Origin of the sequence: Teredinibacter haidensis (genome assembly GCF_014211975.1) — a bacterium.
Lineage (GTDB): Bacteria > Pseudomonadota > Gammaproteobacteria > Pseudomonadales > Cellvibrionaceae > Teredinibacter > Teredinibacter haidensis.
Genome location: NZ_CP060084.1, coordinates 4662624 through 4678417 on the forward strand (window position 1 = coordinate 4662624; position 15794 = coordinate 4678417).

At 50.6% G+C, this 15794-nt stretch carries 13 protein-coding genes; 9 read left to right on the forward strand and 4 right to left on the reverse strand.

The window, feature by feature from the left end; all coding sequences use genetic code 11:
* The gene (locus tag H5715_RS18975) at positions 1–1203 is read left to right on the forward strand and encodes a response regulator (RefSeq protein ID WP_075185052.1); all 1203 of its coding nucleotides are present in this window, start codon (positions 1–3) and stop codon (positions 1201–1203) included.
* 88 nt (positions 1204–1291) lie between these two features.
* Here the strand turns inward: H5715_RS18975 and gnd are convergent, their stop codons facing one another.
* On the reverse strand, positions 1292–2746 hold the full coding sequence (gnd, locus tag H5715_RS18980; RefSeq protein WP_075185051.1) for a decarboxylating NADP(+)-dependent phosphogluconate dehydrogenase: 1455 nt from the start codon (positions 2744–2746) through the stop codon (positions 1292–1294).
* Positions 2747–2993: 247 nt separating this feature from the next.
* Between gnd and H5715_RS18985 the strand changes: the two genes are divergently transcribed.
* A complete protein-coding gene (locus H5715_RS18985; RefSeq protein ID WP_075185050.1) occupies positions 2994–3389 on the forward strand; it encodes an MmcQ/YjbR family DNA-binding protein in 396 nt (131 codons plus the stop codon).
* A gap of 354 nt (positions 3390–3743) precedes the next feature.
* Here the strand turns inward: H5715_RS18985 and H5715_RS18990 are convergent, their stop codons facing one another.
* From H5715_RS18990 to H5715_RS19000, 3 genes are all read right to left on the reverse strand, one after another.
* Complete coding sequence (locus H5715_RS18990; protein WP_075185049.1) at positions 3744–4727, reverse strand: serine/threonine protein kinase; 984 nt, start codon at positions 4725–4727, stop codon at positions 3744–3746.
* Positions 4728–4745: 18 nt separating this feature from the next.
* The gene (locus H5715_RS18995) at positions 4746–6602 is read right to left on the reverse strand and encodes a sensor domain-containing diguanylate cyclase (RefSeq protein WP_075185048.1); all 1857 of its coding nucleotides are present in this window, start codon (positions 6600–6602) and stop codon (positions 4746–4748) included.
* A gap of 91 nt (positions 6603–6693) precedes the next feature.
* Positions 6694–7404, reverse strand: coding sequence for a ComF family protein (locus H5715_RS19000; protein ID WP_083607962.1), 711 nt, complete (start codon positions 7402–7404; stop codon positions 6694–6696).
* A gap of 108 nt (positions 7405–7512) precedes the next feature.
* Between H5715_RS19000 and bioB the strand changes: the two genes are divergently transcribed.
* The 7 genes from bioB to H5715_RS19035 all read left to right on the forward strand — a co-directional run bounded on the left by bioB (position 7513) and on the right by H5715_RS19035 (position 15794).
* Positions 7513–8568 carry a biotin synthase BioB gene (bioB, locus tag H5715_RS19005; protein WP_075185047.1) on the forward strand — a complete coding sequence of 352 codons (1056 nt, stop codon included), beginning with the start codon at positions 7513–7515 and terminating at the stop codon, positions 8566–8568.
* Between the two features lie 194 nt (positions 8569–8762).
* Positions 8763–9938: an 8-amino-7-oxononanoate synthase gene (gene bioF, locus H5715_RS19010; RefSeq protein ID WP_075185046.1), complete on the forward strand. Its 1176-nt coding sequence runs from the start codon at positions 8763–8765 to the stop codon at positions 9936–9938.
* A 50-nt stretch (positions 9939–9988) separates the two neighbouring features.
* Positions 9989–11701 carry a malonyl-ACP O-methyltransferase BioC gene (bioC, locus tag H5715_RS19015; RefSeq protein WP_083607961.1) on the forward strand — a complete coding sequence of 571 codons (1713 nt, stop codon included), beginning with the start codon at positions 9989–9991 and terminating at the stop codon, positions 11699–11701.
* A gap of 15 nt (positions 11702–11716) precedes the next feature.
* Positions 11717–12415, forward strand: a complete 699-nt coding sequence (gene bioD / locus H5715_RS19020; protein ID WP_075185045.1) for a dethiobiotin synthase — start codon at positions 11717–11719, stop codon at positions 12413–12415.
* A 142-nt stretch (positions 12416–12557) separates the two neighbouring features.
* Positions 12558–12869, forward strand: coding sequence for a hypothetical protein (locus H5715_RS19025; RefSeq protein ID WP_075185044.1), 312 nt, complete (start codon positions 12558–12560; stop codon positions 12867–12869).
* A gap of 187 nt (positions 12870–13056) precedes the next feature.
* Entirely contained in the window at positions 13057–13920 is an 864-nt protein-coding gene (locus tag H5715_RS19030) for a putative metalloprotease CJM1_0395 family protein (protein ID WP_075185043.1), read from the forward strand.
* A 95-nt stretch (positions 13921–14015) separates the two neighbouring features.
* Complete coding sequence (locus tag H5715_RS19035) at positions 14016–15794, forward strand: acyl-CoA dehydrogenase C-terminal domain-containing protein (RefSeq protein ID WP_075185042.1); 1779 nt, start codon at positions 14016–14018, stop codon at positions 15792–15794.

The following is a 15794-nucleotide window of genomic DNA, read 5'->3' on the forward strand; positions in this document are numbered from 1 at the left end:
TTGTTTAATGAAATAGCAGTTGGTGAAGGTATGAACAACCAGATATTCCAAGACAAATTTAGGCGTTTGCAAGATGACTACGTTAATCGACTTGCACAAACGTATGAACGAATGGAAGAATTCGCATTAAATCGCCATACGGTAAAGTCTGCGGAGTTGCGCGAAATTGCCCATATAGCTCACAAACTCTCGGGGAGCGGAACAACCTTTGGTTTCTCTCATATATCAGAAGCCTCTAAGTCGCTGTTATCGGCAATAGGAAGGTTGGCGGTTCCGGAATTACCAGTAACCGATAATGCTGAGTTCGCATGTTTTCTTGAGGCCATAAAAAGTGCGTCAAATCGGCAGTGCGATATACCGGATATGCCGACACTCCAGAAACCGAATTCCGGTCACGCTATTAAGCTTATCTATCTGTTGGAGGATGACAATGAGTTGGCCGGGTTGCTCGCGACCGAGTTACAGGAGTGTAATTATCATGTAGTGGTGTTCGACAATACGGGTGAGATTAATAAGGCCGTTAAATTGGAGCGCCCGGATGCCTTGATCGTCGATGTTGTGTTACCCGAAAATGAGCATGCGGGTTTGGATTGGGTGTTGGCGTTGAAAAGTGAGCACGCTCCGCCAATTCCCACAATCTTTCTTTCCCAGAGAACGGATTTGCCTACAAGATTACGAGCGGTTAGATCTGGCGCAGATTTCTATTTGCAAAAGCCTACTAATCTAGAGCAGCTAAAATACACACTGCACGAATGTATTTTCAAATTGCCAGAGCAACCATACAGATTGTTAATAGTTGAGGACGACGTGCTTTTGGCTGAAGCTTTGTCGCTAGAGTGTGGAAACAATGGCTTTACAATACAGATAGTTGATCATCCCTTGGATGCGCTGGAAGCGATCGTAGAGTTTAAACCGGAAATTATTTTACTGGATGTTTACTTGCCCTATTGTACCGGAATAGAGCTTGGGCAGGTTATTCGTCAGACGCTGGAACACGCCGCCACGCCATTGGTTTTTATGTCGGTCGAGCAGGATTTAAGTAAGCAGTGTGAGGCTATTCGCCTAGCAGGGGACGATTTTATTGTTAAACCCTTTTCGCCTTGGCAGCTTTCGATGAATTTGCGGGCGAGAGTGAGCAGGGCAAGAATGGTTAAGCTTTACCATGAGCAGCTGGCGGGTGCTGAGTTGGTAGCAGTGGAATAGCTGCATCCCCTGTGTGGTTAATTCTTGAGGTATACGTGAATTTGGAGGTAAAAAAAACCCGCTTCAGCGGGCTTTTACGGTGAAATATTTAGGCGTTGTATGTAGAGGATGCGGTATCGCCGCCTCGGCCGGTCCAGTTGGTGTGAAAAAACTCACCGCGTGGTTTGTCGGTACGTTCGTATGTGTGGGCGCCGAAATAGTCGCGCTGAGCCTGCAGTAAATTTGCCGGCAGGCGGGCGGTGCGATAGCCATCGAAGTAAGACAGTGCAGAGGTCAGAGTGGGTGCGGGAATACCGTTGATAGTTGCCGCAGCCACTACGTTGCGCCAGCCCTGCTGGGCTGCTTCTACACGTTGCTGGAAGTAAGGGTCGAGCAACAGGTTGGCGAGGTCAGGATTGTTGTCGAACGCTTCTTTGATATTGCCGAGAAATGCTGAACGAATAATACATCCACCGCGCCACATCAGTGCAATGCCGCCGTTGTTTAGTTTCCAGTCATACTCTTTAGCGGCTTCTCGCATTAGCACGTAACCCTGTGCGTAGGACACAATTTTGGAAGCGAAAAGCGCATTGCGAAGGTCTTCAATAAAGGCTTTTTTGTCGCCTTCAAACTTGGGCGTAGGGCCGGAAATAAGCTTGGCCGCTTCTACGCGTTCTTCCTTCTGGGCTGATAGGCAGCGGGCAAACACGGCTTCGCCGATCAGCGTAAGCGGTACGCCCATATCCAGAGCGGCTACGCCTGTCCACTTGCCGGTACCTTTTTGGCCTGCGGTATCCAAAATTTTGTCGACCAACGGGCTGCCATCTTCATCTTTAACTTTGAGAATATCGCGGGTAATTTCGGTGAGGTAGCTGTCTAATTCCCCATCGTTCCATTCGGCAAAGACTTCGTGCATTTCGTCTGCGCTCATACCGAGTAAGTCTTTCATTACCTGGTAGGCTTCGCAGATCAGCTGCATATCGCCATATTCAATACCGTTATGGACCATTTTCACAAAGTGGCCGGCACCGTTATCACCTACCCAGTCGCAGCAGGGGCTGCCGTCTTCTACTTTGGCGCAAATGCCTTGGAAGATAGGCTTAACGGATTCCCATGCGGCTTTGGCGCCACCGGGCATGATCGATGGGCCGGTCAAGGCGCCCTCTTCGCCACCGGATACTCCAGCACCTACGAAGAGAATACCCTTGCTAGCGCAGTAGTCTACGCGGCGGTTGGTATCGGGAAAGTGGGTATTGCCGCCATCGATAATAATGTCGCCTGCTTCCAGGTGAGGTAGCAGTTGCTCGATAAAAGCATCGACCGGAGCACCAGCTTTGACCATAAGCATCACTTTACGTGGCCGTTCCAGTGATTGCACCAGCTCTTCTACAGAGTGGGCGCCGCGAATGCTTTTGCCCTGTGCGCGGCCGGCTAGAAAGGCGTCCACTTTTTCGGTTGAACGGTTATATGCAGTAACGGTGAAGCCCTTATTCGCCATATTGAGAACAAGGTTTTCGCCCATTACGGCGAGGCCAACCAGGCCAATGTCTGAGAGTTCTTTCATAGTAGAATCTTAAATATGAAGGTTTTAGAGGTTGTTGGTTAGCGTCGAACGGCTTGCATGGGGCTGGCTCGACAGCGTGAAGAAGGCGTTGTTTCGTCGCTTATGCCTTAATTCCACAAATTTAGCCGCTGGATGTTTAAATACCACGAAAGCAAATGCTATTAATCAAGAGCGGCCGCAAACTGGGACTGCAACTTTACCACTAGCCCGGATTATTTGCATCTAATCGCACTATGAGGTTTTAACTATGGATGAGGGATTGGCCAGAATCTACATGCTTTCGCTGCCGGAAGCGGTTGAGGATTTTCCTTTTGGGCCCGAGGCGAGGGTACTCAAGGTTCGAGATAAAATGTTTGGTTTGGTTTCCCATTGTGAGTGGAAGGGGGTGGCGAGAGTTTCAAGGCTAAACCTGAAGTGTGACCCTCAGGAGGCGTTAATGCTTCGCGACGTATTTGACGCGGTTTTACCGGGGTACCACATGAATAAAACCCACTGGAATTCGGTTCTGCTGGATGGCTCGATCCCCCATGGTGAAATTGAGCGCATGATAGATAAATCCTACGGGTTGGTTGTTCGGGGGTTAAAAAAAGATCAGCGTCGGGCGCTAGAGTTACGATGGGGTGAATCGGCTATTTACCGATAATTTAAGTGCGAGGACGCCTTTGGTTATTTATCGTTAACACGATGCTTTAGGAGCTAAAACAATAACCGTTGGTAGGAACTTAAAAAAGTAGTGCGGAAATTTAATATTTGAAAGCGTGGTTACTCGATTAGTAACACAAGAGCCAAGTCTAGTACGCTCAAATGTGCCCAAAAAAATGTTGGCCTAGATGATGGTGGCGCTGGTACGGCTAACGGCGGGCTTGCCGAGCTACCCGTGTACGCCGCCACTATGTTGGGGATTGGCTGCAGGTGGCTTTGCCCATCGTTTTTTTGATCTTGATTGGTGTGCTGGTCAGCGCTGACAAAGCCTCTCGCGTGTCGTTAAACTCTCTTGTTACTCGGAAACTTTTAGGTTGGGCTCATCCAGTGCAAACAGTTGTTCACGTAACTCCAGAATATGTTCAGACCAGTATTTCTCGGTGTTAAACCAGGGGAATGCTTGGGGGAATGCTGGGTCGTTCCAGCGGCGGGAGAGCCAGGCGGCATAGTGCATTAAACGCAAGGTGCGCAGGGTTTCGATCAGCGGCAGCTCGCGCACATCAAATTCACAGAATTCTTCGTAGCCTTCGATAACTTCGGCCAGTTGCTGGTTTTTCTGATTGTAATCGCCGGACAGTAGCATCCAAATATCCTGTACAGCTGGACCCGTGCGGGCATCGTCCAGATCGACCAACCACAGGGAGTCCGGGCGTAGTAGGATGTTGCCGGGGTGGCAGTCGCCGTGCAGGCGCTGACTTTGGTATGGGGTGGCCGCGAGAATGGTTTCCATTTTCTCGATAAGGTGCTGGCTGAGGGTGCTGTATGCTTCGGTTAGGCTCGCCGGTAGGAAATTGTTTTCGAGTATAAATTCGCGGCTGTTGATGCCAAAACTTTGCAGGTCAAGTATTGGTCTGTGCTCGAAAGCCTTGACCTTGCCTACGGCGTGCAGGCGGCCTAGTTGTTGGCCAAGCCGATAAAGTGTTTCCAGATCACCAAGATCGGGTGCGTGACCTCCACGGCGTGGATAGAGCGAAAAACGGTGTTCGCCAAAGTGAAACAAGCTGTCGCCATTTTTATCCTGCATTGGGGCAACCACAGGAATCTCCATCTCTGCCAGAGTCAGTGAAAACTGGTGCTCTTCCAAAATTTGCTCATCGCTCCAGCGGTTGGGGCGATAAAACTTGGCAATGATTGGGTCTCCATCTTCTACGCCGAATTGGTATACACGGTTTTCGTAGCTGTTTAGAGGAAAAACCCTGAGGTCGGAAAGGTATCCCAGACTTTCGATTGCATCGATAACTCTGTCGGGGTTGAGGTTTTCAAAAGGTGTCTGATTCAAAAGAGGTGTGGCCGCCGTTTAGGGTGAGTCTGAAATCCAGGGGAAAATAGTAACAGAATCTTTATTCTCCTGGATGCTGGAATGCAATTCTTTGTAAAGTAGCTCTACCCTTGCCATTAAGTCGACTTTTGTATCGTTGGTGATGCAAACACCTATGGAGCAGGTGATATACACATTTTTTTCATCCAGTTTAGTGGGCGTTACCTTGACCGACGTACGCATGCGTTCGGCCATTAATTCGGCTTTGTCTGGTGCGGTATTCAGCGATACCAATACAAAGGTATCATCGCCATAGCGAAACAAGGTGTCAGATTTTCTCAGGCGGTGCTTGAGTGTGCCGGTAATAGTCTGCAGTACGCGGTCGCCAAACTCTCGATCATAGCGATTATTGACCAGTTTGAAGCTGTCCATATCGATTATCATAAGGCAGATATGTTCGTCCTGCTTGCGCAATGCGTGCTCTTCAAATGTTCGACAGTATTTTTCAAGCTCGTATTGGTTGGGAAGTCCGGTAAGGTGGTCTATCTGTACGCGGTGATTCAGTTCCGCCAGCTCGGATTCCAGCCCGGAAAGTTCGCGAAAAATGGCAACAACAAAGACGTCGGAATTGTCGAGGAGCGTATCGGCGTGCTCGTGTTCTGGGGTCGAGTGAAGGTCCAGCACATCGCCTGAAGCGGTAATTTTTTTACATTTGTGCAGGGCAATAGAGACGGGCTTTTCATGGCCTCGGTTGGTGAGTCCAATGGCTTTGCCACGATTATCGAAGTTTCTACAGCGTTCATCCGAGGCCAGGAAATTGTGAAATTGCCCAATGTCACTGCTGCGGTAGCGTATAGGCACTAGCATTTCTACGGGGTTGCCGATGAGCTCTTCCGGTAGCCAGCCAAAAATTTTACTCGCGCCCTCATTGGCTCGCAGAATGTGACGTCGCTCGTCAATAAGTACTATTCCTTCATCCGCAGCGCTTAAGACTTCCAGCAGAGCTTTATCTTTTTCGTCGGAATGGAGGTTTCCAGTAGGGTTTTTCCTCTGCTGTGTATGCATCACCCTGTAGCAAATGGCAACAAAGTAAAGCATCAGGAGGATTAATGTCGTATTAAAAACGACCAAAATTAGCTGGGTGCTACTCCATTCGAAACCCACTAGCAATGTAGAGCCCAAGCTGAAAACGATAATTGCCAAGCCAATCGTTAACAGGGCGCGACGAAATTGCCGGCAGGTGCCGTCCTGCTCCTGGAAAATACTACAGAAGCCATTATGGGTTACTCCCGCTAGGCCGGTAATAAAGACGAGGAAGAGTATGGTGGAGGGCAGGCTGTAGGTGCTGAAAAATCCAATACTGTTAAGCGCATTGGCGGTGGCCGCATAGTTATTAACCGCGAGCAGGGGCGCAATCAAATAAATGACCATCAGCACACTGTAGAACAGGGGGTGTTTGTTGGAGAACAGTTGATGGCCAAGCAAGAGGCCTGCCGCAAGAGTGAACCCCACGGCACTTGCAAAGGCCATTCTTCCCGGAGCTTCACTGGACCATTTGTCGTCCAAAAAAAGATCGTTAATGCCAAGGTTAACATCGAATATAAGTTCAATTAGCGCGCAGCTGGCAATCAACAGTGTTGTTATGGAGCAAAAAATGACGAGTCGTTGATATTGTTGCCTCAATGCCAGCAGCCCGATACCCAGCATAATAAAACTGATGGCAGCGTTAACTTTCATGGTGGGAAGAGAAATGGATGCAGAGAATGACGTTAGCGGCCGGTAGTCTGCAATCCAGCCAAACAAAACAATGCTGGCTGTCAGTAACAGAATTGCGGCGCAAATATCTGTGAGATGAAATCCTCTACGCGCTTGCGATTGTCCCTGTTTGGTACCCATTTACATGGCCTAATCGTTTAAATGTATGCGACAAGTATTGACGGAATAGGAATGAAGCGCAATTCCTAATGTATGTGATGCTGGCTAATTGTTAATGGATTTTAGGTGTTCGTGCCAACGCACAAAGCGTTACTTTTGTAACCCCTTCTTTTTTCAACAATCGGCTGATAATTTCGGCGGTTGCTCCGGTAGTGACGACATCGTCTATAAGCGCAATATGGCGAATGGCGAGCTGAGATTCACAGCGAAAGGCCTGAAGATTATTCGCGAGGCGTTGTCGCCGTGTGAGCTGCTGTTGATGGTGGCTGGCTTGTTGTTTAGTGACCAAATATTTGACCGGAATCTGCAGTCGCTTACCGAGTTCCCTTGCGATAACGTCAGCCTGGTTAAAGCCGCGCTTGAGTTGGTTTTTCCAGTGGAGGGGAACCGCCAGAAGGGCGTCGGGGATGTCTTGGATCTGACTCAACTGAACGGCTAGTTGCGTTGTTAACTGACGACCAACGGCATGCTGTTCCCGGTGCTTAAAATCATTAATCAACGTGGGTATGTGGCCGCTGTATGCGTAGGCAGTGACACACTTGTCAAAGCTGGGTTTTCGTTTTTGGCACTCGCCACAAATACCTTGGCTTGGAAGCGGTAATGCGCAGATATGACAGTGATCGCTCTGGCTAAGCGGAAGATCCGCCCTGCACTGGGCGCACAGCGTTTGTGAACAGGTTTGATCGCACAAATAGCAGTGGTTGGGTAATAGCAGATCGAGCGCTTTGTTGATGATTTTGTTATAGGTCAAAGTTTGATCCATGTGCTGGCAGCACTTTGTAGTAAACCTTAGAATGGTTTTTTGGTTGACAACTCATAGTGGTCGTCTTTATTGTCCGCTCCAAGAAACCTAACTGATTTGAGGAATTCCATGAACATTGCCGCTGATGCCATTCGCCATAACTGGACCCGCGCCGAGGTACAGCAACTGTTTGATCTTTCGTTTAATGACTTATTGTTTCAAGCCCAGTTTGTACATCGCCAACATTTTAACCCCAATGAGGTTCAGGTGAGCACCCTTTGCTCCATTAAAACGGGTGCCTGTCCTGAAGATTGTGCCTACTGCCCTCAGAGTGCGCGTTACGACACCGGCTTGGAGAAAGAAAAACTCATGGCGGTAGAAAAGGTTCTGGAGGAAGCGAAGGCAGCCAAAGCGAGCGGTGCCACCCGTTTTTGTATGGGGGCCGCTTGGCGCTCGCCCAAGGCCAAAGATATGCCCTTCGTGACGAAGATGGTTAAAGGTGTAAAAGAGATGGGAATGGAAACCTGTATGACGCTGGGTATGTTGTCGTCGGATCAGGCGGTTGAATTGAAAGATGCGGGGCTGGATTACTACAACCATAATTTGGATACCTCGCCAGAATATTACAAGTGCATTATTTCCACCCGTACCTATCAGGATCGCCTCGATACCTTGGATAAGGTGCGCGCTGCGGGCTTGAAGGTGTGTAGCGGTGGTATCGTTGGCATGGGCGAAGAAGAGGAAGACCGTGTCGGGCTGCTAATGCAGCTGGCTAATATGAAAGACCATCCGGATTCTGTGCCCATTAATATGTTGGTTAAAGTGGAGGGCACTCCGCTGGCCGATCAGGAAGATTTGGACCCCTTCGATTTCCTGCGCACCGTCGCTGTTGCGCGTATTATGATGCCGGTATCTCATGTTCGTCTTTCCGCTGGTCGTGAAGAGATGAATGACCAGATGCAGGCCCTAGCGTTTTTAGCTGGTGCCAACTCCATTTTCTACGGCGAAAAATTGCTAACAACCCCCAACCCGGAAGCGAACAAGGATATGCTGTTGTTCAAGCGCCTGGGTATTAACCCCGAGTCACGAGAAGAGCGGGCCAGCGAGGAGGAGCAGGAAGCCGTTTTGGCTGAGCAGTTAGTCGAGGCCAAGATGGATAAATTCTTCTACGATGCTGCGAGCTAACTAAAAGCAGGGTGCCGCTATCCCCGGCCTTTGGGGTGTTCGTTTCGCTCACTGCCATGTCCTTTGGCTTGCGGGTGATACAACTCCTGAGGGCTGCTGCAGGTACTTCTCATCCCAGATGGTTGCATGACTGCCGCTCCAGACGCCGCCGTTGGTGGCGCTCCTCCAAATCATAAAATCGATCAGGTAGCCCCTTGAATTTTGAACAATTCCTAGCGCAAAAACTGGATGAACGAAAAGCTCAACATCGCTACCGCACGAGAAAAGTGGTGGAATCCCCGCAAGACACGGTTATTCGTGAGGGTGGGCGAGAGCTGCTGAACTTCTGCAGTAATGACTATTTGGGGTTGGCGAGCCACCCAGATGTGATTGCGGCCATGCAACAAGCTGCGGGAAATTGGGGTGTGGGTAGCGGTGCCTCACATTTGGTCAATGGCCACTCGGAAGAGCACCATAAGTTGGAAGAAGAGCTGGCAGCTTTCACTGGTCGGGAGCGGGCATTGCTTTTTTCCAGCGGTTATATGGCTAATCTGGGGGTGATTAACGCCCTAGTGGGAAAAGGCGACCTGGTATTACAGGATAAAATCAATCATGCGTCACTTATCGATGGCGGTTTATTGTCCTCAGCCGATTTTAGTCGCTACCGTCACAACGATATGGAACATCTCGAAAAACGCCTGAAGGCCAGTAAACACGGGCGAAAGCTGATTGTGACAGATGGTGTTTTCAGTATGGATGGCGACCTCGCAGCACTGCCCGAGATGGTTAAATTGGCCGAAAAGTATGGCGCGTGGATTATGGTTGATGACGCTCATGGATTTGGCTCTCTTGGCACTGGAGGGCGAGGAAGTGTGGATCTATTTGGGCTGAATCAACAACAGGTACCGGTATTGATTGGTACTCTGGGCAAAGCTTTTGGCACTTTTGGCGCTTTTATTGCGGGAAGTGAAGCGCTGGTCGAGAGCCTGATACAATTTTCCCGTACCTATATTTACACGACCGCGCTGCCTCCCGCTGTGGCAGCAGCGACCCGCACCAGCCTTAAATTACTGCAAGCGGCCGAGGGTAGAAGACAAAAATTAAAACAGCTAATTGAGATGTTTCAAGAAGGCTGCGCCAATCTCGGGCTTGAGTTGATGCCATCGTCATCACCCATTCAACCCGTTGTGGTCGGCAGTGATAAGCAGGCTTTACAAATGGCAAATGACTTGGCGCAGAAAGGGTGCTGGGTTAGTGCCATTAGACCACCGACGGTTCCCGAGGGAACCGCCCGGCTTAGAGTTACCTTTACCGCACAACATACACCACAGCAGGTGGAGCAGTTACTGGATGCCTTTGAATATGCATTAGGGTCTGCAAACGCTAGCTGAGTTGTCACTAACTCAATTGGTGTTTACAAGGCCCTAGCTAGGAGCAAAAGATGACTACACCCGAAGCGTCAGCCAAAGTGCCGACAACAGAATTCCCTAAAGCAGAGAAAGTGACTAAATTGTTAAATAGAAAAGAAGTATCACCGTCCAACCCCGTTGCCGATCGTTCTGTATTGGTTTTTTTACATGGTTGGGGCTGCGATAGTCGTATGTGGGACAGTTTTTTACCGACGTTGCTAGAGGCTATCGGCGACGAGCGCGAAATGGTCTTTATTGACTTGCCCGGTTTTGGTTTTAACCGCGACCTAGCGGTTACCGACAGCGAGGAGCTTCTGCTGCAACTGTCCAGACAGCTTCCCGCCAATACAACCTTGATTGGCTGGTCGCTCGGAGGGATGATTGCCACTCAATTGGCTAGTCGCCACCCGGAAAAAGTTGGGCGTATTATTACCATCGCGACCAATCCTCGCTTTGTAAAAGATGATATCGGTGCAGCGAGCCCCAAAAAGCCCTGGAAACACGCGATGGAGCGCGATGTGTTTGATGCATTTTGTACGACTTTTGCGGATGATAGCGAAGGTACGCTAAAGCGTTTTATTGCGTTGCAATCTATGGGTGACAGCGAACGCCGTGACGTGGTGGAAGCATTGGAATCCGTTCTGGACTTTAATGCCGAAGAGCAAAGCCAAAGCTGGTTGCAGGCGCTTGAATATCTGGATGAACTGGATAACCGAACCGCCCTGCGCAACCTGACCTTGCCGGGGTTACACATTTTCGGTAAGGGTGATACCTTGGTGCCAGCCGGTGCGGGTCGCATGGTGCAGCGTCTCGCGCCCAGCCATTGGGTCGAAACCATTACCGGTGCAGGCCATGCGCCACACATCAGTCATAGCCGACATGTTGCGGCTGCCATCAACTCCTTTTTAGATCATCAGCCGTCACGCCCAAGTTTGCGTAAAAAGCGTATTGCCAACTCTTTCAACAGCGCTGCGAAAAATTACGATACGCTGGCGCGCTTACAAAAGCGGGTGGTGGATTCGTTGGTGAAGTTTAGTGTCGGCAACAGTGAACCGGTGGGACAAACCCTGCTCGATCTTGGCTGTGGTACCGGCTACTGTATCGAAAAGCTTCTGCAGGAATTTCCCACGATTGCACAGCCGGAGGGCCGTATTCATGCACTGGATATCGCTGAAGGAATGCTGGAGCAAGCGGAACAAAAATTTGAAGAGCTGGGGCTGGAAGAAAATATTCAATGGCATTTGGGAGATATGGAGTCCCTGCCATTTGTAGATGAGACCTTCGATGGTTGTATCTCCAGCTTGACGGTTCAGTGGAGTGAAAACCCGCAGCAACTGTTCGATGAGATGAGTCGTGCCTTAAAACCCGGTGGCTGGTTTGCCTTTACCACTTTGGGGCCGGAAACCTTGTTTGAGTTGCGGTCTGCCTGGCAGCAAATCGACGAATTTGCCCACGTAAACCAGTTTATGCCGTTGGAAAGTATTAAAGAGGTGGCAGAACAAGCGGGCTTTAATATCGTCGCTTATAAATCGGAAACACCGGTGCTCTATTACCACGATGTCACTCATCTGATGCGTGAACTCAAGGGTATTGGCGCCCACACCATCAATGAAGGTCGTCAGCAGGGCTTAATGGGTCGTCGAACCTTCCATCAGCTAGAAAAGGCTTACAGCTCCTGGCTTGACCCCGACAGGGGTTTACCGGCACGCTACGAGGTCTACTACATCTACCTGAAAAAAGCTTAGCCCGAGACAATCTGCATGAGCCAAACATTCTTTGTTACCGGCACCGATACCGATGCAGGCAAAACTCTTGTTGCCGCCGCGCTGCTGGAAAAAGCCCGTGAACAGGGCAAGCAAACCCTGGGGTTGAAACCTCTCGCAGCCGGTGGAATAGAAACTGACGAGGGATTATGTAATGAAGATGCGCTACTTCTGCAGCAGGTCTCCACACTTAAATTGGGTTACCAGCAGATTAACCCAGTATTACTTGGTGAGCCCATGGCGCCTCATATTGCCGCCATGCGTGAGGGCAAACGCCTGTCGGTGGATACGTTGTTGGGGTACACCCGCGGCGCAATGATGTCTCGCCCAGGTGGCGTGAAAGCAGATTTCTGTGTGATTGAGGGGGCCGGTGGCTGGCGAGTTCCTTTGTCGCCAGGGCAAACGACAGCAGATTTGGCAAAAGAGCTGGGGCTTCCCGTTATTCTGGTTGTTGGAATGAAACTGGGGTGTCTTAATCACGCCCTGCTTACGGCAGAAGCTATATGTCGGGATGGATTGACAATCGCGGGCTGGGTGGCCACCGTCATTGATCCGAAAATGGCTGTGGTGGACGAAAACCTCAATACCCTAAAACACCTGCTGCCCTTCCCTCATCTGGGGTTTATTCCCAGGCTGGAGCTAGCGACGGCCGCGGCTGCGGCAGAGTATCTCGACTTGTCTCCACTGGGCATATAAACAAAACACCATAATGACGTATTTGTTACCACCAATCGGTCTTATTTCTGGTGATAAAGAGTGTCATTCTGTCTGTTTTTTACGCGCTATTTTTCGTAAACTTCAGTAGTAAGTATGGTTTTCCGTTGAAAGAGGTGAATCGATGATAAATTCAGTCATGAGCGAAGGTCTGCGCGGAATGCAACACAGTCAGCGAGAAATGCTGAAGTCCGCTGATGAGATCGCCAAGGCCAATGTGCGGGAAGACCCTGTAACGCAAGCAATCGATCAACAGCCTTTGCCGGCCAGTGAGCCTCTGGCGCCTGTATCTCGTTCCGTAGAATCGGATTCTGGAGGCGATATTATTGAGCCATTAATTGAATTGCGACGACAGGAGCAGTTATTCAGTGCTTCTGCGAAACTCGTTTCTGTCTCGGATGAGACGCTAGGGAGCTTAATTGATGTTCAATCCTGACGCTGTAGTACACTTTTTCCGTTGGTTACTGGGGCTTCCCGAGCAGCCACAAGCTCAGTTAATTCCAATTGAAGAAAACGATCCGCGGGTCGGTAGGGCTAGACCACCGAGGTAAGTCGAATGCACAATTCGTCTTTGTGGTTGGTTGTTACAACGGCTGTTATAGCGGCCGTTGCGGTGAAGCGGCGTGATTAGCGGTAACCTTCCTGTAAGTTTGGCGAGTATAGTCGCCCCCCCTCATCCCGCCGGGCATCAGCTGGCCGGGCGGCAAGACCCATCTGAACGAAATACCCCCTTTCAACCTGTTGAGGAGCTGGCCGCTAGCGGTCGTCAGCAGTTACGTACCCGTAGTTCCGAACAGGGTTTGCCTACTGAAGGGTCCGCTTTGATTGGTGCGGAGGAAGGCTCTAGCGGGCGACGAGAGCAGGTAAGCGTAGAAGCAAATCGCCTTCAGCAGAGTCGCGAAGCAAACCAGCTGGAACAGGATCAAAACGACATTTCCCGTCTTGCTGCGCGTGATCGTGAGGTGCGAGCTCATGAGCAGGCGCATTCTTCGGTGGGAGGTCAATATGCGGGTGCTGCGCAATACCAATATGCACGAGGGCCGGATGGCGTGCGCTATGCGGTAGGAGGGGAAGTCCCTATCGAGATCGGTCGTGAGTCCACGCCCGAAGCTACCCTTCAAAAAGCGGAAACCGTTAAGCGTGCGGCACTGGCGCCGGCGGAACCGTCTCCCCAGGATCGACAGGTTGCCGCCGAAGCGACTCGACTGCAATCCGAGGCCCGCCGTGAACTGGTAGTGGAAAAAGCGGAAGAATCCGCAATCAAGGACGAAATTAAGCAAACGTCCGAGCAGGAAGTTGTGGACAATAACGTGTCGACGTCAGCTTCAGGCGATGAGCGTCGCTCAGACGCAACGGAGACTAGCGAGCCCCAAGATGGCTTCGCTCGGACGGCTGCGAACCTTATCAGTTCCCGTCTTAGCCAGGGTATTGCCAACTCCAGTTTGAGTTCCCGAGAACCGGGTTCTATTCTCGACCAGATTGTTTAAGCCACGTTATTTCCCTACTGGCGGCGATAATTTACTGGCTCTTCTCCCCATAACCACCTATTTTCTATAGAAATAATGCCCAACAGGAGATTTCCATGGCTGACTATCGCCCGCCACTCGATGATATCCGATTTGTTTTAAAGTACCAGCTGGAGACCGAAAGATTGTGGCGTTCTATGCCGGCGTTGGATGATGTGGATATGGAGACCGCTGATGCAATTCTGGAAGAGGCGGGCAAGCTGGTAAAGGGGGCCATCGCTCCCTTAAACCGCGAAGCGGATGAGCTGGGTTGTCAGTTCGATAACGGCGAGGTTGTCAGCCCAGAGGGTTTTAAGAAGGCGTATCAGCTGTTTTGTGACGGTGGCTGGGGCGCGCTGAGCGGCAATCCTGAGTACGGTGGTATGGGCATGCCTAAAAGCTTGGTCGCGGCAGTGGAGGAAATGGTGCAAGGAAGTTGTATGGCATTCGGGCTCGCGCCTATGCTGACTTCCGGGGCGTGTTTAGCGTTGGATGCCCATGCTACTGATGAGCTGAAAGCGACCTACCTCGAATATCTGTATAGCGGCGAATGGTCTGGGGCGATGGATTTAACCGAGCCGCACGCGGGAACCGATCTGGGGCTTATTCGCACACGGGCAGAGCTCGCTAGTGATGGTAGCTACCGTGTCACGGGAACTAAAATATTTATCACCTGGGGAGAGCATGATCTTGCCGCCAATATCGTTCATTTGGTGCTGGCTAAGCTGCCCGATGCCCCGGCGGGTTCTCGCGGGATTTCTTTATTTCTAGTTCCCAAGTTTTTACCGGATAGCAATGGATCCGTAGGGGAGCGCAATGCCGTTCACTGCGGTTCGTTGGAAAAAAAAATGGGGATCAAAGCTTCGCCCACCTGTGTGATGAATTTTGATGGCGCTACCGGCTGGCTTGTGGGCGAGCCTAACAATGGGCTTGCTGCGATGTTCACCATGATGAATTACGAGCGCCTTGCCGTTGGCATTCAGGGCGTGGGGGTTGCCGAAGTGTCTTACCAAAACGCTGTTGAATATGCTCGCGACAGGCTGCAGAGCCGAAGCCCCTGTGGTGTAAAGCAACCGGAAAGCCCAGCTGATCCTATACTCGTCCATCCGGATGTGCGTCGTATGTTAATGACCATGCGTTCATTAAACGAAGGCGGTAGGGCATTTTATCTCTACGTGGCTCAATGGTTGGATGAGGCGAAATTCAGTGAGGATAGTACTGCCAAAGTACTGGCAGGAAAAATGGTGGCGCTGCTAACGCCCATTGCCAAAGCCTTCCTCACTGATCGTGCTTTCGACGCGGCTGTTCTGGGGCAGCAGGTTTTTGGCGGCCATGGCTATATTCGGGAATGGGGGCAGGAGCAGCATGTGCGTGATATTCGTATCACCCAGATCTATGAGGGCACCAACGGTATTCAGGCAATGGATCTTATCGGCCGAAAAACACTGGCAACTAAAGGCGAGCTTCTGGATCTTTTTCTGGATGAAGTAACGCGCTTTATGGACGGCTTGGAAGCCGACGACCGCTTGCAGGATATGATCACGGCTTTAACCGCTGCGATGAATACAGCGAGAAGGTCGACGGCAAATATCATCTTGCAGGCTGGCAGAGATCCTAATGCAATAGGTGCCGCTGCCGTCGATTACCTCAATTTACTTGGCTACATCTGTTTCGGCTATATGTGGTTGCGAGCCGCCGCAGCGGCTCAAAACGCCGAGAATAAAAGTTTTGCTGAAGCTAAACAGCAGACTGCCCGGTTTTTCTTTCAGCGTTTACTTCCCGAGGTGGAGCTGCTGGCGGTGCGTATCGAGGTCGGCGCTGATTCGCTAATGGCATTGCCGGATGACAGCTTTTAA

Coding starts and splice junctions, on each gene's coding strand:
- bioD (WP_075185045.1), top strand. CDS start 11,717: ATGAGCCAAACATTCTTTGTTACCGGCACCGATACCGATGCAGGCAAA.
- H5715_RS19035 (WP_075185042.1), top strand. CDS start 14,016: ATGGCTGACTATCGCCCGCCACTCGATGATATCCGATTTGTTTTAAAG.
- H5715_RS19000 (WP_083607962.1), bottom strand. CDS start 7,404: ATGGATCAAACTTTGACCTATAACAAAATCATCAACAAAGCGCTCGAT.
- H5715_RS19025 (WP_075185044.1), top strand. CDS start 12,558: ATGATAAATTCAGTCATGAGCGAAGGTCTGCGCGGAATGCAACACAGT.
- bioB (WP_075185047.1), top strand. CDS start 7,513: ATGAACATTGCCGCTGATGCCATTCGCCATAACTGGACCCGCGCCGAG.
- gnd (WP_075185051.1), bottom strand. CDS start 2,746: ATGAAAGAACTCTCAGACATTGGCCTGGTTGGCCTCGCCGTAATGGGC.
- bioC (WP_083607961.1), top strand. CDS start 9,989: ATGACTACACCCGAAGCGTCAGCCAAAGTGCCGACAACAGAATTCCCT.
- H5715_RS18995 (WP_075185048.1), bottom strand. CDS start 6,602: ATGGGTACCAAACAGGGACAATCGCAAGCGCGTAGAGGATTTCATCTC.
- H5715_RS18985 (WP_075185050.1), top strand. CDS start 2,994: ATGGATGAGGGATTGGCCAGAATCTACATGCTTTCGCTGCCGGAAGCG.